Raw genomic sequence first — 21757 nt, 5'->3', positions numbered from 1 at the left:
AAGCGCGGGTTAGGCAAGGCGAAAGCAGGCGAGGGCGCGGAGTGTACAGGTCGTAAATGAGCAGCCCGAGCCTGCTTTCAACGCAGCATAACCAAGCGTAGCCGGCATAAAGTGGATTCCAAAAAAAAACCCGGACTCTGGGGGATGAATCCGGGTTAAGACCATTAGGAGTAAAACAAGGTACACAATCCACGGTACCTCGACTGGTGGGGCACTTGGGGGAGATGCCGCACACCAGCTCTATGAGTATTGGTGAAGATGGCCGATCGTCCAGGCCAATTCCGTTCATTTTTTAAACAGATTTGGAATACTGGCGCAGCTGCTGAGTCCTCACCCAGCAGCCAACTGGCGTAGCAGTGCCAAAGTCTCGTCGATCACCCTCGGTTCGGTATAGAAATGTGGTGACAGGCGGATACCCGCGCCGCGCTGCGCACAAATTACCTGCTCGCGTTTAAGCTGCTCGAATAGCGCTTGATTCTCCCGGCCAGCCAAGCTGAAGGTCAGGATGCCGGCGCGGCGTGCCGGATTCAACGGGCTATGCAGGCTGGCGCCAGGCAGCGCGCTCAGGCCGTCTTGCAGCCACTGCACGCGCTCTTCCAGGGCCTTGCCGACCTCGACCATGCCGACTTCCTCCAGCAGCGACAGGCTAGCCTCTAAGGCCATGGCCCCGAGCATATTCGGGCTGCCGCACTCGAAGCGCCGGGCGGTGCGTGCCGGCTGCCAGTCCGTGCGGTTGTAATCGCCGGCGTGTTCGAGCATGTGCCAGCCGTATTCGTGCAGTTTGAGCTGCTCGCGCAGATCGCTACGGCAATAGAACACGCCCAGCCCCTCTGGGCCGAGCAGCCATTTGTGCCCGTCGGCCATGGCGAAGGCGCAGTCGCAGGCTTGGGCGTCGAAGGGCAGGGCGCCGAGCTGCTGGATGGCATCCACGCAGAACAACACGCCGCGCTGGCGGCAGCCATGCCCCAGGCGCTCAAGATCGAGGCGCAGGCCACTGGCATATTGCACGGCACTGATCGACATCAATCGCGTACGCGGCCCGCAGGCAGCAAGCAGTGTTTGCTCGGGGTTGGAGCCAGTCAGGTTGACTTGAATCACCTCAACGCCTAGCGGTTTCAGCGCTTCCCAGACGATACGATTGGACGGGAACTCCTCATCGCTGATCACTATTTGCTCGCCCGCTTGCCAGTCGAGGCCGAACGCGACGAAGGACAAGGCTTCCGAAGTGTTCTTTACTAACGCAATGTCGGCTGTGGATGGCGCATTCAGCAGCCGCATCAGGCGTTCGCGTAAGCGCTGCTCAACTAGTAGCCAATCTGGATAGTCACGGGCGCCGAGCAGCACATTCTGTTCGGCGAAACGGCTGACAGCCAGCGCCGCCCGGCGTGGCCAGGGTGCTACGGCCGCGTGGTTCAGATAGCGCAGGCCTGGGTCTTGCGTAAACTCATCATGAAAGGCGTACATGGTCTGATGATCCGTGCAATTTGGCCCTAAATAGGCATAATACGCGCCTTCGATTTTTGACCCCGCAGTCTCTTTATGCAGAAAGAACCCCGTAAGATCCGTGAATTTCGCCGCCGCGAGCAGGAAATTCTCGATGTCGCGCTCAAACTCTTCCTCGAACAGGGTGAGGATAGCGTGACTGTCGAGATGATCGCTGACGCCGTAGGGATTGGCAAAGGCACCATCTACAAGCATTTCAAATCCAAGGCGGAGATCTACCTGCGCCTGATGCTCGACTACGAGCGTGATTTGAACGAGTTGCTGCACTCGGCCGACGTGGATCGTGACAAGGAGGCCTTGTCGCGTGCTTATTTCGAGTTCCGCATGCGTGATCCGCAACGTTATCGATTGTTCGACCGCTTGGAGGAGAAAGTCGTCAAAGGCAACCAAGTGCCGGAGATGGTCGAGCAGTTGCATAAGATCCGCGCATCCAATTTCGAGCGCCTGACGCTACTAATTAAAGGCCGGATCGCCGAAGGCAAGCTGGAAGACGTGCCGCCATACTTCCACTATTGCGCTGCCTGGGCGTTGGTGCATGGCGCCGTGGCGCTATACCACTCGCCGTTCTGGAGCAACGTGTTGGAAGATCAGGAAGGCTTCTTCCAGTTCCTCATGGATATCGGTGTGCGCATGGGCAACAAGCGCAAGCGCGACGGCGAGACGCCTCCCATTTGATGCCATTCAGCCGGTCTATTTCAGCATGCCAAGCATGCGGGTGGACTGGCTGCGGGGATATACTGCGGCGTATAACCCGTCGGAGTTGCCCATGATCGTCGACCGCCAGGGCAGGCGTTTTCGCAACTTGCGGATCAGCCTGACCGCCGCCTGCAATTACGCTTGCACTTATTGCGTGCCCGACGGCAAGCGTCTGGTCGCGGCGCAGGATGAGTTGTCGGCCGAGGCCATGGTCCGAGGGGTGGCTTATCTGATTGAGGCGGCTGGGATTGAGAAGCTGCGTATTACCGGTGGCGAGCCACTGGTCAGCCCTAAGCTGGATGTGCTGTTGCGCGGGGTCAGCCAACTGGGTTTGAGCGACATCAGCTTGACCAGTAATGGTCAGTTGCTGACGCGCAAACTGCCGCTGTTACTCGAAACGAGTATCCGCCGTTTAAACATTTCTCTCGATACCCTCGACCCGGAAGCCTTCCGTCGGATTGCCCGTGGCGGTGATCTGGCCACCGTACTGAATGGTCTGGAGCAGGCGCGGTCGGCTGGGTTGAAGATCAAGCTGAACATGGTGCCGCTGCGCGGGCAGAACCTGGATCAGGTCTTGCCGTTGCTGGATTACTGCCTGGAGCGTGGCTTCGAGCTGCGCTTTATCGAGCTGATGCGCATGGGCCACCTGGCCCGCGATCCGAATAGCTTTTTACAGCAGTTCGTCGGCATGCCCGAACTGCTGGCAATGATCGGTGGGCGTTACGAGTATCAGCAGGCCGATGCGCCATTGGATGCCACGGCATTGCGTTACCAGATCACCGGGCAGGGCTTCTTTGGCGTGATCGCCAACGAAAGCGTGCCGTTCTGTCGCACCTGCTCGCGGCTGCGATTGTCCTCTACGGGTTGGCTGCACGGCTGCCTGTCATCGAGTAATCGCCACTATGTCGGTGACCTGCTCGACAAACCACGCCATCAGGCCTTGCCAGCCTTGCAGCGGTTATTGGTCAAGGCGCTGGGTGACAAGCAGGATATGGCGTTCTCTGGCGGCGTGACTGTGATGAAAATTATTGGCGGCTGATTCTCGAACCAGCCTCGCCGCTAGCTTCCCGCGACCTCGACGTTGTCCGCTGCGTCTACAACGCCATCAAGGATCTGCTTGCACATGAGTGCCGAACAATTTCCCATCAATTATATCGAGCCGGTGTTCCGCCCGCCGAGTGAGGCGCACTCGCTGATTCTGCCGGTGACTAATGGTTGCTCCTGGAATCAGTGCAGTTTTTGCGATTAGTTACCCCCTGCTGTACTCCTAAATCTGCCCGTTATCCCCTTCGTCTGAACCTGAAAATGGCTCGTTCTCGACCAGTCATGGGTTGCTTGTTTGTAGCCAAAAAACTAGAGTTACCCAATTAATGTACTAAAATCCCAGAAGTCGAGGCTGTCATGGCATTTGAGTCATCGCACCGTGAGTACAGAACCATTGTTGCCAATGCCACCGGATTGCATGAGAAATTGCCAGTTGTCATCACTGATCATGGGGTTCTGGATCAATTTCTTCGCTACATGTACCGGAGTCGTCGTAAAAGCAGGTCTTGGCAGGACTCAGCTACATTCGCCGTTCAATTGCTGCTGGAGTACATGGAGGCAAACCACGGCTATTTCGAAACTCCACAAGAGCTATTCGTTTCATTCGCGGACTCGCTATACACCGGGACAGTTGATAATTACGACGATCCGTCCGGATTGTATTGGCAGCCGAGAGACCCAGCCGAAGCAGGAAAACTAATAGCCCACGTCACGCGTTTTTCGGATTGGCTGTCTGCCGTTTCAGAAAATTCAAGCCTGCAACTCAATCCCTGGAGGCAGGCTACTGATCATGAGCAACGATTGAACTGGGCAGCCTATTCACATCGTCGCGATAACGCTTTCCTTTCCCATCTTTGGGCAAATCCCGAAACAGATAAGTCTAGAAGCTTTCGCGCAAAACACTCGCCTGGCGAACGTCAATCTTCAGTCAAACATTTTCCAGATGATAATTTTGAATCATTGATTACTGAAGGGTTTAGGCGGCGTAAGCGTGATTCGCTAGGGCATATTGATATCCGGAATGTATTAATTACGTACTTAATGCATTACGGCGGGCTGAGGCTTTCGGAGGCACTTTCCTTGTGGTCAGGTGACGTTACTGTTGAGAAGGGAGAGGTTATAGTCCGAGTTTACCATCCACAAAATGGGATGGCTCCTGATAATAAATCGCTGCGCAGTGTGTACTTACAAAAGAAATATGGCTTACAACCACGTAATACGCTCGTCAAAGCAATTGACCCGCTATTTATCGGTTGGAAAGAACCGCTGATTACTGATCCTGAAAAGCGATGTTTCGAAGTATTTTTTCACCCCTATAAGACCGCATTTGTCTTTGCAGAGCTTTGGCGTAACTACCATTTAACACAACGTAGTAAACCTGGATCTGGTTTAGATCATCCTTATGCCTTCACAAATCAAGATGGAAAGCCCTATACGCATCGTGCTTTTCGCAAGGCTCACGAACTTGCAGTCCGACGGATAGGAATGAGTTACGGAAAAAATTTCGGTACAACTCCTCATGGTCATCGACACGCCTTTGGACAGCGCTTGCAGCGGAATGGGGCGAGTCGTCTCATCATCAAAAATGCTCTGCATCACGTCTTACTACAATCTAGTGAAACTTATACTCAGCCTACGGCTGAGTACCTCCGTCAGCAGATACGAGAATTGGAAGATCGGCTGAGTATGTAGCGATCAATGTATTGGTACAAAATTAAGGATTTGTTGTGGTTGTAAAAAATAAATTAAAAAAATATAGCACTTATATCGAAGCTCAAGCCGCTGTGCGCGCCCTTGGTATTCAATCATCTACCGATTACAAGAGACATTATAAGCAGGACCCTAGATTGCCCAGTCATCCCCATGTAGTCTACGCTGGTATTGGATGGGAGGATTGGTACAAGTTCTTAGGTGTTGAGAAAATTGAGCTTTATACCTATGCAGAGGCAAAGCTCGCTATAAAACGGCTTGGCTTAAAGGATTCTGTCGAATATAAGCGGCGCTTCAAAGAAGACCGGAGGCTGCCCTCCAATCCTCATGTTGCATACAAAAACAAAGGCTGGGTGGCTTTCTTAGATTTTTTTGATAGACCAAATCGACTTATTTATCCGACATATGAAGAGGCTCGCGCCGCGGTTAGGGTGCTTAAAATAAGAAGCGTTCAACAATATCTGCTCCGTTACGGAGAAGACCCATTATTGCCACATAAGCCAGATAGCTATTACCGGGATTGCGGTTGGGTTGATTGGTATGATTTTTTTGGCAAGGGTAAACCCTATTCTACTTATTTAGAGGCGCGAGCGGCTGCGCTAGCACTAGGAGTTAAGAATAGTACCGAGTATTTTTTGAGACGGTCGGAAGATCCAAGGTTGCCTAGGTCCCCCAGTAATGTATACGCCCGTAAGGGTTGGGTTAACTGGTACGTTTTTTTGGGGAATGAGTCACCTGACTTTTATCGTACCTATACTGAAGCACGATCTGCAGTACAGAAACTTCAGATTAATAACATTAAAGAATACAAAAAGCACTATTCTCAAGATTCGAAATTGCCCTGTCAGCCTGATTTAGTGTATTCAGATGAGTGGGTTGATTGGTATGATTTTTTGAATAAAGAACGGTCGACTCTTTATTACGAATATTTCGATGCAAAGTTGGCTGTGCAAAAGCTGACGATATTGAGCTATAAGGATTATCTTAAGCGATATCAGGAGGATCCTAGATTACCATGTAATCCAAATTATCATTATGAGGGTAAGGGATGGGTTAGCTGGAATGAATTTCTAGGCATAGGGCGAAATATTTACTTTACCTATGCTGAGGCGCAAACGGCTGCTCAGAAGCTAGGCATTCAGACGTCCCACGAATATAAGAGGCGTTATAGAGAAGATCCGAAATTGCCTTCTAGTCCGAATTCTTACTATGCAGGAGTAGGTTGGACTGACGTCTATGACTTTTTGGGTAGGGAACGGCCAGACTATTATCAGACTTATGAAGAAGCCCAAGCGGCAGTTAAAGCGTTGGGGATTCAGAGTATGGACGAGTACAGGGATCGCTATAGAGAAGATCCTCGTTTGTCTCCTCAGCCACACGTGCTCTATCTCTTCAATGGTTGGTCGGGGGGATATGCTTTTTTGGGCAAGGAGAAGCCAGTCTATTTTCCGGCCGGCTACCCAAAGATGCTGGAGGAAGCGGAAAAATGGTTAGCAACTCAGGTTGGTATCGCTGCTAAGAGAAAATCCATTAAGATTTTTTTGAGTTTTATTGAATCTCAGAAATATCCTGATGATCCCAGATACTTGTTGCTCCGCTCAAACAAATTTGATGTTAACGTATATATATGCTTGGTTGAGAGCCAGGCAGAGTCTATGAGGAGGCCATTGCATTCTAACGTGCAAGCTTTCTATCAGTGGGTTCTGGATGAACATTGCACTGATGTTGATGGCTCCGAAAAGATTGTTCTTCCAGAGTATAGAAATCCATTTTCAAGCATTCTGAGTGGGTTCTTAGATGGCCTTCCTTCTTACCGTCCTAGTCAGTCGACCAAGCCACCTTTAGGCTATGAATTTATCTTGCGTGCGCGCAATTTTTTGGTACCCAATGGCTTTCAGACTCTTGGGGATATGCCCCATTTGCAAGAGTTCTTTAATTCTTACACTGACTGGATTGATATTGATGAGTCTAAGCTTGATAAGAATGATCCTAACTGTGTTTGGCGCTATCTAGAGAACGCTGAGCGTCGAATTGATGGGCGGCGTGAGAGAGTAAATACCTTCCAGATCTGGACGCCAGTTCGTTTCGTTGCGCTATATACTCTATTGAGATATCCACTCAGAGGTCAGCAAATTCTCTGGTTGGATGGTGGTGAAGCAGATAAAGAAATCGCTGTTCGAGATGCAGATGGTCAGATTCGGTGGGTGGAAAATGCGGGCCCATTGGTTGGTAGAGGAACTAAGAAGCGAAGAGCACAAGCTGCTGTACAAAGAGGGGCATCGGACGCTCCCAAGCTCTTCGTGACTACAAATAAAACTGGTCGCAGAGAAGGTGGTTATGATGTCGAGTGGATTCCTGATGATTTAGTGTATTGGTTTCTGTTATTAAGAGATTGGCAGGCAAAATATCTTCCGCTGAGTGAGCCTACACCTTGGGACGAAATTAAGGTTCGTGCTGAAACAAATAGTAAGATTCTTAAGTCGCGCGGGACTCAGTGCTTCCTATTTCGGACTGATTCGTCTGGACAACCTTTGCATACCACGACAGCATTTTCACACTTGTTACCTGCGCTGCTTCATGCGATCCAACGCCCTGGTGAGGACCTTGCGTATCCTTCAGAAATTAACAAAGGAAGATTTATTAGTCCTTATACGCCTCATAGCTTACGTGTCAGTTTGATTACAGCATACATTGCCGATGGTAATGCACCGATTCACTTGATCGCTAAGTTGGTTGGCCATTCTTCACTAGTCATGACAATTTACTATACCAAGCTAAACAATGAGCAAATGCGGCGCCCAATGGGTGAGGTGGAGAAGCGGATTGCACTCTTGGCAGCTGATCGCGAAATTGAGATGCTCAAGACCCATGGGTTGCATTCTCTCAGTAGTCAGCTAATTGCTACTGATGGAAATAGATCTCTAATTGAGTCGAATGTTCCGAATACTGCATGTGTGATCTTTGACTGGGGAATTTGTCCTATGTCAGCAGCTTCCTGTCACCTAGGAGGTGAGTGCTTGACTGAAAGGAAGGCTGAGAGTATTTACGCGCCAGTTGAAGCGGGCTACCTGGGCCAGAAGAACTGCCTTCGGTGTCGATTCTTCATTACAGGCGTTCCATTTTATGGTGGGTTGACCGCGCTCTGGAATGAGATAAGTTTGGAGTCTCATACGGAGGTTGAGCGTTACAATAGTTTCACTGCCGAAGTGGATAGGCTCGAGAGAGATCAATATGACGCTCTTAAAGAAGGTCGGGCCTTCCTGTACGAGTCGGATCGGAAACGCGCAATAGCCAATCAGCAGCAAAGTGCATCCAAGCTTGATGCTCTTTTGAATGATGCAGTTTTTGCCTACCGATTTATGTTGGGGTGTGAAGAATTAATAAAAGAGAGCGCGGAGATCAAGGATGGTATCAGGTTGATAGCGGGTGGGGATCTGTACGAGGTCGGTGTGGCTATCGAAGAGTCGAAAACTAATTATCATTTGTTGGCTGAAATATGTCAGAACGCCACCATTTATCAATCTTCAAATCCGTCTCGAGCTATCCCTCTTATCGCTCAAGCTATTGATCGTATGGCTGAAAATAACGGACTTAAGCCAGCTATGTTTCGTCTCACTGATCAGAAGAAACTAGTTGTTTGCAATGAGCTCAACAGACTACTGCTCCAGAGACTTGGTTCGTGGGAGCGTATTGATGATCTGTTTGCAGGTGACTTAATGCTACTTGATATTGATGCGCACCAGCCGGAGCTTAAAAGGATTTCACCTGAGATCCAGCTTCTTTTATCGAGCGGTGGCACTGTTAAAACTGCTTTGGCCGAGGATCTTATTTATGAGTGAGCAATTGATTTCCCCGCAGGAGACTTTTGCTAGGCTGATCAATGATGCGAGCGATATTCGCCGTAAACGTAGTCTCGAAGCTTTGAATGAGGTGTGCGAATTACTCCACCAACGTGGCTCGCCAGACTTCTCATACAAGACAATAGTCACTCTCGGCAAGGATCGTGGTTTGCCTGTGCCTGGTGAAAAATCTATTGTTAATTCAACGGGAGAGCACTACCGAGAGCTAATCCAAGCGTGGAAGCATATTTCAATCCAGGGCGTTATCAGTTCTAAGCCAAGCCAGAGCAATTGGATTGATAAGATTGAGGATCCCGTAGTTCGTATGAGCGTCCAACTTCTGGCCAAGGAGTTGCGGGCACTGAAGGCAAAAGCCGCCCGACAGTCCTACCATAGTGCCCCGATTTATTTGGGGGGACAAGCAGGGCACGAAGCACCGTCTCCGCCTCAGTACAACGAAATGGAGTTGATGGCTCTGAAGGCTGCAATTGATCCTGAGACTCTTGCGCCTTTGGGCCTATCGATCGGTAGCAGGGGAGAGGTTATAGATTCAAAAGGAAGGACGGTGCACAAGCCTGGATTTCGTGACGCTATTGAGAAAGTCCTCTCCTTGAAGGTCGTGTGAGAGGATACTTTTTGGTTTTAGGTTAAATTTTCATCCCCACTGCTTTGTGGCTTCACGAAAGGATTCGACATGGGCTTTCTTAGCCTCACTCGCCATGAGTCGAACAGATCCGCCTCACCATTGATCCCTGTGTCGACACGGAAAAGTTACTGCGGCACCTGCTGCGCGACGGCATCACCATTCATGTGACCCAGGCCGAGGCCCACCAGGCGCGCCTCGGCATTGAGGCGCCCCTCCAGATGCGGATTCTGCGATATGTGCTCTGCATGCATAAGCCTGGTAGGTGGCTCGCTGATTTGTGATCGACCGGATGTTTGGTACCAAGCTGAAGGACTTGACGCCGATACGCGAGGCGCTAGCCACTTACATGACGCGCGCAGCCGAAAAGCTGCGCTGTCAGGCCTCGCTATGCGGTGCCCTGCAGGTGGGCATCCAAACCCAGATGCAGAACCCGCATAAGCCGCGCTACGCCAACGCTCTGACCATCGCACTGCCCACAACCATCTGCCTTTTGAACTAGCACCAAATCAAGGAGAGCAAGGGACGCTTCATGCTCGTGTGGCACGCAATAATCCCGTCTGGAAGGACGTCCAAAGCGGTGATGAAGTACTCGTCGTTTTCGCGGTGCGGACCTGCATAAGTCGTTCACTTCCTAGGCGAGGTAGAGGGGCATAGAGGTCTTGTGTGACCTCTCCACGCTGGCTCAGGTCGAGCAGAAGAGGTGCAGCCTCCGCTCCATCGACGCGCTCGCTCTTGGCACCACGTCGTAGAGTGGGCTGATTCGCCAGGCCAGGTTTACTCGAGAATCAGGCCCCTGTGATCCAGGCACTGGACTCTGTTCTGGGTCCCCCCAAGCACGAAACTGTGATTACGAGAGTGGTTGTCATCGTTGTTCACCAGGATGTTGAAAACCATTCGACTGAACAACTCCTTTTGGTCCTCGGGAAGGTATCGATGGTCTAGGTGCTGGCGCATTGACTCAGCCAGCACATTCATGGCGCTATCGGGATAGCGCTGTATCCCATTGGAGCGCTATGGCCGGGTCGGCTTCCTATGATCGGACTCCATGCAGAGGGCGCTCCACCGTCCATTCCAAGCCTGGAAGAAGGGGCGGTCGAGCCGGACTTCAAATTTGGATGCCGGTCGGCCTGGCGCCTCAGCCGGTGGAAAGCGGCTATGGCTTCCACCGGGTCTGGGGCGATCAACGCATGGGGGGTGAATTGCTGCCCTTCGAAGCGATGGAGAGCTGCATATGCGCCAAGCTGGAGCGGCGCGTCTGACAGGTAGCGGTGGTGTAATACATCCAAGGCCTGATCGGCGCAGCAGATATCCAGGGCATCGCCCTGGAGGATGCGGATTCACCACTGCTGCAGTAATCAAATGGCAGGGCGGCGTGCCGCCCTAGGAGCCGGGAGCGCGTAATGGACAGCATTCTGCAGGATGGCTTCGGCCGCAGTATCGATTACCTGCGTATGTCGGTGACCGATCGCTGCGATTTTCGTTGTGTGTACTGCATGGCCGAGGACATGACTTTTCTGCCCCGCCAGCAGGTGCTCGAGCTGGAGGAGTTGTACCGGCTGGCGGCGCTGTTTGTCGGTAATGGGGTAAAGAAAATTCGCCTCACCGGCGGAGAGCCGCTGGTGCGCCAGGGCATCGTCGGCCTGTGTGAAAAGATCGCTGTCCTGCCGGGACTGCGTGAGCTGGTGATGACCAGCAACGGTTCGCAACTGGTGAGGATGGCGCAGCCCCTGGCCGATGCCGGGGTCAAGCGGCTCAACATTAGCCTCGATAGCCTCGATCCAGCGCGCTTCCGCGCCATTACTCGCACCGGCGACCTGGCTCAGGTACTGGCTGGAATCGATGCGGCGGTTGCGGCCGGCTTCGCCCGTATCAAGTTGAATACCGTGGTGATGCAGGGGCGCAATGCCGCCGAGGTGCTCGACCTAGTCGACTATGCGGTCAACCGTGGCCTGGACATCAGCTTCATCGAGGAAATGCCGTTGGGGGACGTCGGTCGTTCGCGTGGGGAGAGCTATTGCTCCAGTGACTGGGTACGCGAGCGCATCGCCGAGCGCTACAGCCTGCTCGACAGCACTGAGCAGAGCGGCGGTCCGGCCAGCTATGTGCGCCTCAAGGATTTCCCCGAGAGCCGCATCGGCTTTATCTCGCCGCACAGCCACAACTTCTGCGCCAGCTGCAACCGCTTGCGCCTGACGGTGGAAGGGCGTCTGCTGCTGTGCCTGGGGCATGAGCATTCCATCGACCTGCGCACCTTGCTGCGTCGTTACCCGGAAACCAACCAACCATTGCTCAGCGCCATTCAGGTAGGACTGCTGCACAAGCCCATGCGCCATGAATTCAGTTTGGACGGAGAAGTACAGGTGCTGCGCTTCATGAATGCCAGTGGTGGTTAGGGGCTGTACGAAATGTGTCTAAAGCCCACTTCCCTTTGGCCGCCGCAAGGCGGTCTTTTATTCTGCCTCAGTTTAAGGCTGGGAGGTGTCTACGAAGCTAGGGGTGATCAATTCCATTCGGCCGAGATATTGGGTTGCTCTGCCCTGGTTTTGGACCGCAGTGGAAACGATGCCACGAATCGAAGACACCAACCGACGATAGTCGCAACGCGAAACTTTTCAGGCGGGATATCCAGCTTCTTGAGCTTGGTAGAAATTGCATCTACGCCCGCATGAGTATAAGCCTGCGTCCGGTAGAGCATGCCACCGCAGGGGCTTATCTGCTCAGTCTTACCGCAGTCAGCCGCGGCAATGATGCTACCGCGCTCCAAAGCCGCCACATAGGCGCCGAATTCGTCATTGGATGGCTCAGGCATCAACCCATCTCCGAAGATCCGTCATCACTCCGGCCCTGATTGTTCCGCAAAATGGCAGGGCCGACTGCTGACCCATAGTGTCATGGCGGCAGAACTATACTGAGCGGAAACGTTATAGCAATTGGAGGTCGGCTATGCCAGTGCAGGCGTCCGTCGAGCAAGAACCGGGGTTCCTCAACCGGGCGCTGCGTACCCTGAGTGGCTGCAACCGGGCGCTGTTGCGTGCCACGGATGAAACCGCGCTGTACCAGGAGATTTGCCGGGTGGTGGTAGAGCAGGCCGGTTACCGCTTCGCCTGGGTCGGCCGCGCCGAGCACGATCCGGGCAAGAGCATCACCCACCTGGCCCAGACCGGACTCGACCTGGACTACGCCAGCTCGCTCAGGTTGACTTGGGCCAATGCCGAGCTGGGAAGGGGCCCCGCGGGGACCGCAATCCGCACCGGCAAGATTTGCATCAGCCATGACGTGCAGAGTGACCCAGCGCTCGGCCCCTGGCGCGAAGGTGCGCTGGAGCGCGGGATCGCCTCTTTGCTGTCGCTGCCGCTGTGGGTCGAGGAGGAGATCTTCGGCTCCTTCGACATCGGCGCCCTCGAGCCCAATGCCTTCGGTGCGCAGGAGGTGGAGTTACTCAGTCAGGCCGCCGAGGATCTGGGCTTTGGCATCGCCACGCTGCGCACCCGCACCCGCGCCGCGGAGGCTGAGGCCACCATCAAGCGCATGGCTTACTCTGACGCCCTCACTGGGCTACCGAACCGGGTCCGCCTGCGGGAGTTGCTGGAGGAAGCGATAGTTGCAGCCAAACAGGAGCGGCGACCACTCGGCTTACTGCAGCTGGAAGTCGGGCGCAGCCGGGAGATCAATGAGGTCCTGGGTTACCATGAGGCCGACCGACTCCAGCAGGAAATCGCCAATCGGCTGGTGCAAACGGCGGGCGCGGCGAACCCGGTTGCCCGGGTCGGCGAGTGCGAGTTCGCCGTGCTGATGCCCAGCGGCGGCGCCGAGCAGGCGTCGCAGTTGGCGCAGCGGATCCTGGTGGCGCTCGATGAACCGATCGAGCTTTCCGGGCTATTCCTCGATGCCCGGGCGAGCATCGGGATTGCCCTGTACCCCGGTCACGGCACCGATCCCGAGGCGTTGATCCGCCGGGGCAGTATCGCCCTGGAGCAGGCCAAACGCTCCAGCACCGGTTATGCGCTGTTCAAGGGTGGCCTGGACCTGGAATGCGCCCAACGCATGGCGCTGATGGGCGACCTGCGGCGGGCGATCGAGCACAACGAGCTCCTGCTGCATTATCAGCCAAAGCTACAGATCGCCACGAACAAGGTGTGCGGCTCAGAAGCGCTGGTGCGTTGGCAGCATCCTCAGCACGGCCTGATCGCCCCCGACCAATTCATCAAGCTCGCCGAGAGTACCGGGCTGATCACGCCGCTCACCTACTGGGTGCTGGACGCGGCGCTGGCTCAGCGCTATGCCTGGCATGAAGAAGGCATCGAGCGGCCGGTGTCGGTCAATCTCTCGGCGCGGGACCTGCGCGATCCCAAGCTGCTCGAGCGGATCAACGGCTCCTTCGCCACCTGGGGTGCGCAGTCGGACTGGATCGAGTTCGAGCTGACCGAAAGCGCCCTGATGGAAGACCCCGTGACGGCGATGGAGACGCTGGTGCGGCTCAAGAACCTCGACGCACAGCTTGCTATCGACGACTTCGGCACCGGTTACTCATCGTTGGCCTACCTGCAGCAGTTGCCGGTGGACTCGCTGAAGATCGACCAATCCTTCGTCACTCGTATGACCTGCGACGACGGCTCGGCGAAGATAGTGCACTCCATCATCGAACTCGCGCACAACCTGGATCTCACTGTAGTTGCCGAAGGGGTCGAGGATCAGGCCACCTTGACCCAGCTTGGGCGGCTCGGTTGCGACATCGCCCAGGGTTACACCATCAGCCGGCCAATCCCCGCGGAGCAATTCCGCGATTGGGAAGCTCACTCGACCTGGCATTGAGGCAGGCGTCACCGGCTCATCAGTTCAATCGGCGCTGGCGCCGTTGCCGTCGAAGTCGTTGTAGGTTGCCGATACTTTGGCGGCCTCTTCATGGGCGCCGGTCAGCAGGCTGACGAAGGCGGCGGAGGCGGTCTCACTTGGCTGTTGCCGGCGGCGTTGTCTGATGCTGAATTGGAGCACTGACTGTTTCCGCCCACTCTGGTAGTGCCGACCGAACCCGCTTTTGTCGCGGTGCTCAAGACCGATGACCACTTGCTCCTGAAGCCTATCGAGCAGAGCGTCCTGCTCGTCACCCGGTCACCCCACCAGGTCGTTGGCTCATCTCAGAATTACTCGCCAGTTCTGGCTCGTCGAGGATTAGGACAAGCACACCGCCGCTCCGGCCCATTGCTTGGCCGGGAGACGCGTGAGGCTTCGGACGACCTCATGTCACTGATTGCGTTAAGGCGCGCGGTTTTTTTCGCTGCCGGGATAACGGCGTAACCCATTGGATCGCCGGTCCTGGGCGGGCTTCCTATGATCGGGTCGGGTCGGGTCAGTGGCAACGCACTGAGTGCGCCGTTGCAAACGACAATCGGCGACCAGATGCCTTGCCAGACGAAGTTTTACGCCTGAGATGCCAACCGACGAGGTCTGCCTGCCAATGAAGGTTGGTAACTGAAGTCTGCTACGGAGCTAATCGCTCATGAATGATGCGACGTACCGAGTCACCCTGAAGTTCGCCGAGCCGGATCCTGGCGGGGACGCCTTCGGCGGTCACCCCCTTTCGTGTGAGCAAGGTGGCCTGAGATGAGTGCCTACCTGCAATGCCTGTCGCACACCCCGCTGGTCGGTCATGTGGATCCGGCACCTGCAGTGCTCGCCGGGGTCGATGCGGTGGTGGCGGGCGCCCGCGAGCGCATTGCCCGCTTTGCGCCGGAGTTGGTGGTCCTGTTTGCGCCAGACCACTACAACGGCTTTTTCTATGACGTGATGCCGTCGTTCTGCATCGGCATGGCCGCTCATGCTATCGGCGACTTCGGCACCGCTGCCGGTCCGCTCAGCGTCCCCAGAGAGCTGGCCGAAGCCTGCGCTACTGCAGTGCTGGACGCAGGCGTGGATGTCGCGGTGTCTTATCGCATGCAGGTGGATCATGGCTTTGCCCAACCGCTCGAGCTGCTGCTCGGCGGCCTCGATCGTTGCCCGGTGATCCCGGTCTTCGTCAACTCGGTGGCCATTCCGCTACCGGGTTTCCAGCGTGCCCGCCTGCTCGGCGAGGCCATCGGGACTTTTGCCCGGACGCTGAATAAAAGGGTTCTGTTTCTTGCCTCTGGCGGCCTGTCGCACCAGCCGCCGGTGCCGGAACTGGCCAAAGTAGATGCCCGCATGGCCGACCGGCTGATGGGCAGCGGCCGCAACTTGCCGGCCGATGAACGCGAAGCGCGCCAGCAGCGGGTGATCCTCGCTGCCCAGCGCTTCATCGAAGACCAGAACTCGCTGCACCCGCTCAACCCGGAGTGGGATCAGCAGTTCCTCGACATCCTCGGCGAAGGACGCCTCACCGAATTGGACGGGCTGGGCAATGCCGAGCTGTCCGCCCTCGCCGGTAAGTCCACCCACGAAGTGAAAACCTGGGTGGCCGCCTTCGCCGCACTATCCGCCTTCGGCCCCTATCGAGCCAGCGATCGCTACTACCGGCCGATCCCCGAGTGGATCGCTGGCTTCGGCTCGCTCAGTGCCCAGCCCCGTACCCCGAATTGAAGGAGCCATAAGATGACTACTGCATTCACCGAAGCCGCCACAAGCCACTTCGCCCGCATCCGAGAGGGCGACCTCGACCTGCAGATCCATTACAACGACTGCGGCCAAGGCCCTGAGACTGTGGTGATGCTGCATGGTTCCGGTCCGGGCGCCAGCGGCTGGGCCAATTTCAATCGCAACATCGCCCCCTTGGTCGAGGCCGGTTACCGCGTGATCCTGATGGACTGCCCAGGCTGGAGCAAAAGCGACTCCATCGTCTGCACCGGCTCGCGCTCGGATCTCAATGCCCGCGTGCTCAAGGGCCTGCTCGATGTACTCGGGCAGGAGCGCGTGCACATCCTAGGCAACTCCATGGGCGGCCATAGTGCCGTCGCCTTCGCCCTGGCTTACCCGCACCGCGTCGGCAAGCTGGTGCTGATGGGTGGCGGTACCGGCGGCCCCAGCCCGTTCGTACCGATGCCGACCGAAGGCATCAAGCTGCTGCAGGGCCTGTACCGCGAGCCGACCATCGACAATCTGAAGAAGATGATGAGCGTCTTCGTCTTCGACGCCAGCGACCTGACCGAGGAACTGTTCCAGACCCGCCTCGACAACATGCTGTCGCGCCGCGACCACCTGGAAAACTTCGTCAAGAGCCTGGCCGCCAACCCCAAACAGTTCCCCGACTTCAGCCCACGTCTCGGCGAAATCAGTGCCTCGACCCTGGTCATCTGGGGCCGCAACGACCGTTTCGTGCCGATGGACACGGGCCTGCGCCTGCTCGGCGGCATTCCCAACTCAGAACTGCACGTGTTCAACAGCTGCGGCCACTGGGCCCAGTGGGAGCACGCCGACAAGTTCAACCGCATGGTGCTGGATTTCCTCAGCCACTGATCGAGCCGCAGCCGCTCCGGCGGCAGCGCCAACCCGAGGTGATTCATGAGTGTTACCCAACAAACCCTGGAACAACTGGCTGCCGCGCTGCGGCGGGCTGAAGCCGACAGTACGCCCATGGGGCCGCTGCGCGAGTGGATCGGCGAAGACAACGCTGAGGCCGCCTATGCTATCCAGCGCATCAATGTGGTCCACGCTGTTGCCGCAGGACGTCGAGTGGTCGGCCGCAAGATCGGCCTGACCAATCCCAAGGTTCAGGCCCAACTGGGTGTCGACCAGCCGGACTTCGGCACCCTGTTCGCCGACATGGCCTACGGCGATGGCCAGGTAGTGCCGCTGTCCTCTGTGCTGCAACCGAAGATCGAGGCCGAGATAGCCCTGATCCTCGAACGCGACTTGCCGCGCGAGGACACCACCCTCGCTGAGTTGCTGGCTGCCACTGGCTGGGTGCTGCCGGCCCTGGAAATTGTCGGCAGTCGAATCTCCGATTGGAACATCCGCTTTGTCGACACCGTCGCCGACAACGCCTCCAGCGGTTGCTTCGTGCTCGGCGGCCCGGCCCGCCGGATGGACGGCCTCGACCTGCGCAACGCGGCCATGCGCATGACTCGCAACGGCGAGCTGGTGTCCTCCGGCAGCGGCACCGAATGCCTCGGTCACCCGCTCAATGCCGCTGTTTGGCTGGCGCGCACCGTGGCCCGCCTGGGCGATCCGCTGAAGGCCGGCGACATCATCCTCACCGGAGCCCTCGGGCCGATGGCGCCCGTCGCCGCCGGCGACCGCTTTGAGGCGGTAATCGACGGTATTGGCGAAGTCGGTGTCGACTTCGGCGCCGAGTAACTACAGGAGCATTCTCCATGAGCAAGAAACTCAAAGTCGCCATCGTAGGTTCCGGCAACATCGGTACCGACCTGATGATCAAGATACTGCGCAACGCCAAGCACCTGGAAATGGGCGTCATGGTAGGCATCGACCCGAACTCGGACGGCCTGGCCCGTGCCCAGCGCATGGGCGTGGCGACCACCCACGAAGGGGTGGCGGGGCTGATCGAGATGGCGGAATTCGCCGACATCGATTTCGTCTTCGACGCCACCTCGGCTAGCGCCCATGTGCAGAACGATGCGCTGCTGCGCAAAGCCAAGGCTGGCATCCGTCTGATCGACCTGACCCCGGCGGCCATCGGCCCTTACTGCGTGCCGGTGGTCAACCTGGGGCAGAACCTCGGCCAACTCAACGTCAACATGGTTACTTGCGGCGGCCAGGCCACCATTCCGATGGTTGCAGCTGTGTCCCGTGTGGCCAAGGTGCACTACGCCGAGATCATCGCCTCGATCGCCAGCAAATCTGCCGGCCCCGGCACCCGCGCCAACATCGACGAATTCACCGAAACCACCTCGAAAGCTATCGAGGTGATTGGCGGCGCCGCCAAAGGCAAGGCGATCATCATCATGAACCCGGCAGAACCGCCGCTGATCATGCGCGACACAGTGTTCGTGCTGTCCGAAGCCGTCGACCAGGAGCATGTGGAAGCCTCCATCGAGGAAATGGCCGCCGCCGTGCAGGCCTATGTGCCGGGCTACCGACTGAAGCAGCGAGTGCAGTTCGATGTAATTCCTGAGTCCACGCCGCTGAACATCCCCGGCCTGGGCAAATTCAGCGGGCTGAAGACCTCGGTGTTCCTCGAAGTCGAAGGTGCCGCCCATTACCTGCCGGCCTACGCCGGTAACCTCGACATCATGACCTCCGCTGCCTTGGCTACTGCCGAGCGCATGGCGCAGTCGATGCAGAACGCCTGAGGAGACCGACATGACTTTCAATCCCGGCAAAAAACTCTACATCTCCGATGTGACGCTGCGTGACGGCAGCCACGCGATTCGTCACCAGTACTCGATTCAGAATGTGCGGAACATTGCCCGCGCCCTGGACAAGGCCAAGGTCGACAGCATCGAAGTGGCCCACGGCGACGGCCTGCAAGGCTCCAGCTTCAACTACGGCTTCGCCGCCCATACCGATCTGGAGTGGATCGAGGCGGCGGCGGATGTGCTGACCCACGCAAAGATCGCCACTCTGCTGCTGCCCGGCATCGGTACGGTGCACGACCTCAAGGCCGCCTATAACGCCGGCGCGCGTATCGTGCGCGTGGCCACCCACTGCACCGAGGCGGATGTGTCCAAGCAGCACATCGAATACGCCCGTGAACTGGGCATGGACACCGTCGGCTTTCTGATGATGAGCCACATGATCGCCCCTGAGCATCTGGCCAAACAGGCCAAGCTGATGGAGAGCTACGGCGCGACCTGCGTGTACATGGCCGACTCCGGCGGTGCCATGAACATGCAGGACATCCGCGAGCGTTTCCGTGCATTCAAGGCCGTGCTCAAACCGGAAACCCAGACCGGCATGCACGCCCACCACAACCTCTCGCTCGGCGTGGCCAACTCCATCACCGCGGTGGAAGAGGGGTGCGACCGCATCGATGCCAGCCTCGCCGGAATGGGCGCGGGTGCCGGTAACGCGCCACTGGAAGTATTCATCGCCGCCGCCGAACGCCTGGGTTGGAACCACGGCACCGACCTTTACACCCTGATGGATGCCGCCGACGACATCGTCCGTCCGTTGCAGGACCGCCCGGTGCGGGTCGACCGCGAAACCCTGGCCCTGGGGTATGCCGGCGTCTACTCCAGCTTTCTGCGGCATGCCGAAGTAGCGGCAGCGAAATACGGCCTGAAGACCTTGGACATCCTCGTCGAACTGGGCAAACGGCGCATGGTCGGCGGCCAGGAAGACATGATCGTCGACGTTGCCCTCGACCTGTTGAACGGGCCGAACGTGCTGCCGACCTGAGGCGGGCAATCGGTCGGACTATCCAGCGGGCTGCGGCCGGCTGGGCAGGCCGCACCAACCCGATTCATCCCGGAGCAATCGCCGCTAAAGGAACAAAGCCATGACAACCCTGCTGCTGATCGACTCCAGTGCTCGCCAGACCGGCTCGCACAGCCGGTCCCTGAGTCGCTATTTCAAGGATCGCTGGACCCAGACGTTCCCCGACTCGCGGGTGATCTCCCGTGACCTGGCCGAGAGCGAACTGCCGCACCTCGACGACAACACCATCAAGGCCTTCTACGGCCTGGCCGAGCCGGGCAAGGAGCGAACGCCCGGCGTCAGCAAGTCCGATGAACTGATCGAAGAGGTGATGCAGGCGGATGTCATCTGCCTGGCCAGCCCGATGTACAACTTCTCGGTCTCGTCGCTGCTAAAGGTCTGGATAGACCTGGTGGTACGCAGCGGCAAGACCTACCGCAAGGTGGCCGACGGCACACTCGAGGGCATGTGCCGTGGCAAAACGGTCGTTGTGCTGAGTAGCAGCGGCGGGCTGTTCTCCGGTAGTCGCATGGACCATCTGTGTCCCTATATAGACGTGGTCTTGGGCTTTATGGGCATCACAGATGTGGAGCACGTCATGCTCGAGGGCATGGTACACAGCGATATCAACCACGATGAGTCCAGGGCGAGCGCTCACAAGGCGATCGACACCTTCATCAACGCGCTATAGCGCATAAGGGCAATTCTGGCCCGCGGGACCCTCAAGGTCTCCAGTGGTTTCCCCGGGAGTGTTCTGGCACAGGGTCGTGGCCATCGATCCGAGGTGCCATCCCCAGGTGCTTTATCGCTTGGCATCGACAAGCGCAACCCGTAGCAGGCATCGACAAGATCTGCCGTTCAGGCGCGCAGGTGAGCGGCCGGCCACCCTCTATCCAGGAACCCCCATGCTGGCCAACCTGTCCATGAAGAACAAGCTGCTGCTGACCATCCTGCCCCTGACGCTGCTGGTCTACTTGAGCACCGTGCTGATGGTTTACCGGTCGAGCAAAACCTCTACCGAGGCATTGGCGGAAGTGGCCGTCGAAGCGATCGTCCATCAGCAGGCGAGCGAGATCACGGCGTACTTCGACGGTGCCTTGCATGCCGCTCGGATGACCACGGATTTGCTCGCTAGCGAACTGGTTGATGGACAACTGCTGGACAGCCGGCGCGCAGACCAAATGCTCGAATCCCTTCTACACAAAAATCCGCAGGTGAGTGCGGTCTGGTGGCTGCCGCAGCACTCCGTTGACAGTGGGGCGGTGCTCTGGCTGCGCGACGGAACAAGTGTGCAGCCAGCAAGGGTGGAGCAGCGTGGAGCCCTCTTGGGGGCTGTTGGGCTGGACGTGCCAGAGCGTGAGAGCATCTCGTCGCCGCGGTTACTACCCAGCATCAGTTCATCGAGGCTGGTGATTGTGCTTCGAGTTCCGGTACGACTGAATGGCCGGGTGGTGGGCAGCTTAGGGCTTGGCCTCGACGCGGATCAGTTGCAGCAGCGGGTGGCGCAATTGCGTCCTCTGGGTGTGGGCCTGGCTGCGTTGACCGCCCACGACACCAGGTTGGCGGCCCATCCCGATCCCGCACGGGTGGGGCGTCTTGAGGCCGAGACCGAGGCGGATTTCCTCGGCGAGCACCTGCAAACCATGATCGATGCCGTACGCAACGGCGAGGTGTTAACCCTGCGCTTCGTCTCACCGGCGATGGGCGAGGAGGTCTTTATGCTTGCGGTGCCCGTCGTCATAGGCGACACCGCCACGCCCTGGTCATTCGGTATCGCGCTGCCCAGTGCGGCCCTGCTGGGTGGGGTCAAGACGCTAGCGCTGAAGCTGCTGTTGCTGGGCAGTTTCTCGATGCTGCTACTGGGCGGCATGATCTTGCTGCTTGGCCAGGCGCTGGCGCGTCCCTTGAACGCTGTGGTGCAGGCCATTCGGCAATTGGCGGTGGGCGAGGCGGACCTCTGTTCGCGCCTGCCGGTCAGGGGCAACGACGAGCTGGCGACCCTGGCCAACGAGTTCAATGGCTTCCTCGGCGC

General features: G+C 57.2%; 20 protein-coding genes and 2 pseudogenes. 18 read left to right on the top strand and 4 right to left on the bottom strand.

Annotated features, from left to right (window positions below; genetic code table 11):
• Positions 1 to 330 precede the first annotated feature (330 nt).
• Positions 331 to 1464: an aminotransferase class V-fold PLP-dependent enzyme gene (locus D3879_RS10635; protein WP_119954211.1), complete on the bottom strand. Its 1134-nt coding sequence runs from the start codon at positions 1462 to 1464 to the stop codon at positions 331 to 333.
• A 75-nt stretch (positions 1465 to 1539) separates the two neighbouring features.
• Here D3879_RS10635 and D3879_RS10630 point away from each other — a divergent pair, with 75 nt between their 5' ends.
• The 9 genes and pseudogenes from D3879_RS10630 (at position 1540) to D3879_RS10590 (ending at position 10092) form a co-directional block, all read left to right on the top strand.
• A complete protein-coding gene (locus D3879_RS10630; protein WP_119954210.1) occupies positions 1540 to 2178 on the top strand; it encodes a TetR/AcrR family transcriptional regulator in 639 nt (212 codons plus the stop codon).
• 91 nt (positions 2179 to 2269) lie between these two features.
• Positions 2270 to 3238 (top strand): GTP 3',8-cyclase MoaA, encoded by a 969-nt coding sequence (locus D3879_RS10625; protein ID WP_119954209.1) that lies wholly within the window; start codon positions 2270 to 2272, stop codon positions 3236 to 3238.
• Between the two features lie 84 nt (positions 3239 to 3322).
• Positions 3323 to 3445, top strand: a pseudogene (locus D3879_RS10620) (radical SAM protein); the annotation flags it as partial.
• 155 nt (positions 3446 to 3600) lie between these two features.
• Positions 3601 to 4935, top strand: a complete 1335-nt coding sequence (gene gmtY / locus D3879_RS10615; protein ID WP_119954208.1) for a gamma-mobile-trio recombinase GmtY — start codon at positions 3601 to 3603, stop codon at positions 4933 to 4935.
• A gap of 35 nt (positions 4936 to 4970) precedes the next feature.
• Positions 4971 to 8792, top strand: a complete 3822-nt coding sequence (locus D3879_RS10610) for a VPA1269 family protein (protein WP_119954207.1) — start codon at positions 4971 to 4973, stop codon at positions 8790 to 8792.
• A complete protein-coding gene (gene gmtX, locus D3879_RS10605; protein WP_119954206.1) occupies positions 8785 to 9417 on the top strand; it encodes a gamma-mobile-trio protein GmtX in 633 nt (210 codons plus the stop codon). Before D3879_RS10610 ends, gmtX begins: the two co-directional genes overlap by 8 nt.
• A 185-nt stretch (positions 9418 to 9602) precedes the next feature.
• On the top strand, positions 9603 to 9719 hold the full coding sequence (locus D3879_RS27835; RefSeq protein WP_158592079.1) for a hypothetical protein: 117 nt from the start codon (positions 9603 to 9605) through the stop codon (positions 9717 to 9719).
• Positions 9716 to 9937, top strand: a complete 222-nt coding sequence (locus D3879_RS10595) for a DinB/UmuC family translesion DNA polymerase (RefSeq protein WP_119954204.1) — start codon at positions 9716 to 9718, stop codon at positions 9935 to 9937. The genes D3879_RS27835 and D3879_RS10595 overlap by 4 nt, the downstream gene beginning before the upstream one ends.
• Complete coding sequence (locus D3879_RS10590) at positions 9922 to 10092, top strand: FMN-binding negative transcriptional regulator (RefSeq protein WP_119954203.1); 171 nt, start codon at positions 9922 to 9924, stop codon at positions 10090 to 10092. Before D3879_RS10595 ends, D3879_RS10590 begins: the two co-directional genes overlap by 16 nt.
• Before the next feature lie 120 nt (positions 10093 to 10212).
• Here D3879_RS10590 and D3879_RS27010 read toward each other — a convergent pair whose 3' ends face one another.
• A complete protein-coding gene (locus D3879_RS27010; RefSeq protein WP_420800926.1) occupies positions 10213 to 10437 on the bottom strand; it encodes a HipA domain-containing protein in 225 nt (74 codons plus the stop codon).
• A 401-nt stretch (positions 10438 to 10838) separates the two neighbouring features.
• Here D3879_RS27010 and moaA point away from each other — a divergent pair, with 401 nt between their 5' ends.
• Entirely contained in the window at positions 10839 to 11831 is a 993-nt protein-coding gene (moaA, locus tag D3879_RS10580) for a GTP 3',8-cyclase MoaA (protein WP_119954201.1), read from the top strand.
• Positions 11832 to 11938: 107 nt separating this feature from the next.
• Here the strand turns inward: moaA and D3879_RS10575 are convergent, their stop codons facing one another.
• Positions 11939 to 12247, bottom strand: a complete 309-nt coding sequence (locus D3879_RS10575; protein ID WP_119954200.1) for a hypothetical protein — start codon at positions 12245 to 12247, stop codon at positions 11939 to 11941.
• Between the two features lie 134 nt (positions 12248 to 12381).
• Here D3879_RS10575 and D3879_RS10570 point away from each other — a divergent pair, with 134 nt between their 5' ends.
• Positions 12382 to 14250, top strand: a complete 1869-nt coding sequence (locus D3879_RS10570; RefSeq protein WP_119954199.1) for a putative bifunctional diguanylate cyclase/phosphodiesterase — start codon at positions 12382 to 12384, stop codon at positions 14248 to 14250.
• Between the two features lie 24 nt (positions 14251 to 14274).
• Here the strand turns inward: D3879_RS10570 and D3879_RS26530 are convergent, their stop codons facing one another.
• Positions 14275 to 14430, bottom strand: a complete 156-nt coding sequence (locus tag D3879_RS26530; protein WP_158592078.1) for a hypothetical protein — start codon at positions 14428 to 14430, stop codon at positions 14275 to 14277.
• 609 nt (positions 14431 to 15039) lie between these two features.
• Here D3879_RS26530 and mhpB point away from each other — a divergent pair.
• The 7 genes and pseudogenes from mhpB to D3879_RS27830 form a co-directional block, all read left to right on the top strand.
• Positions 15040 to 15990, top strand: a complete 951-nt coding sequence (gene mhpB / locus D3879_RS10560) for a 3-carboxyethylcatechol 2,3-dioxygenase (protein ID WP_119954197.1) — start codon at positions 15040 to 15042, stop codon at positions 15988 to 15990.
• A gap of 12 nt (positions 15991 to 16002) precedes the next feature.
• The gene (locus D3879_RS10555) at positions 16003 to 16863 is read left to right on the top strand and encodes an alpha/beta fold hydrolase (RefSeq protein ID WP_119954196.1); all 861 of its coding nucleotides are present in this window, start codon (positions 16003 to 16005) and stop codon (positions 16861 to 16863) included.
• Between the two features lie 45 nt (positions 16864 to 16908).
• Positions 16909 to 17703, top strand: a complete 795-nt coding sequence (mhpD, locus tag D3879_RS10550) for a 2-keto-4-pentenoate hydratase (RefSeq protein WP_119954195.1) — start codon at positions 16909 to 16911, stop codon at positions 17701 to 17703.
• A gap of 17 nt (positions 17704 to 17720) precedes the next feature.
• Complete coding sequence (locus D3879_RS10545) at positions 17721 to 18659, top strand: acetaldehyde dehydrogenase (acetylating) (RefSeq protein WP_119954194.1); 939 nt, start codon at positions 17721 to 17723, stop codon at positions 18657 to 18659.
• 10 nt (positions 18660 to 18669) lie between these two features.
• Complete coding sequence (gene dmpG, locus D3879_RS10540; protein WP_119954193.1) at positions 18670 to 19707, top strand: 4-hydroxy-2-oxovalerate aldolase; 1038 nt, start codon at positions 18670 to 18672, stop codon at positions 19705 to 19707.
• Between the two features lie 100 nt (positions 19708 to 19807).
• Positions 19808 to 20416 carry an FMN-dependent NADH-azoreductase gene (locus tag D3879_RS10535; RefSeq protein WP_119954192.1) on the top strand — a complete coding sequence of 203 codons (609 nt, stop codon included), beginning with the start codon at positions 19808 to 19810 and terminating at the stop codon, positions 20414 to 20416.
• Positions 20417 to 20630: 214 nt separating this feature from the next.
• Positions 20631 to 21746: pseudogene (locus tag D3879_RS27830) on the top strand (HAMP domain-containing protein); the annotation flags it as partial.
• Between the last annotated feature and the right edge of the window lie 11 nt (positions 21747 to 21757).

Origin of the sequence: Pseudomonas cavernicola, from assembly GCF_003596405.1 — a bacterium.
Taxonomy (GTDB): Bacteria; Pseudomonadota; Gammaproteobacteria; order Pseudomonadales; family Pseudomonadaceae; genus Aquipseudomonas; species Aquipseudomonas cavernicola.
The sequence above is the reverse complement of the archived record's forward strand: the minus strand, read 5'-3'. Positions and strand labels throughout refer to the sequence as shown.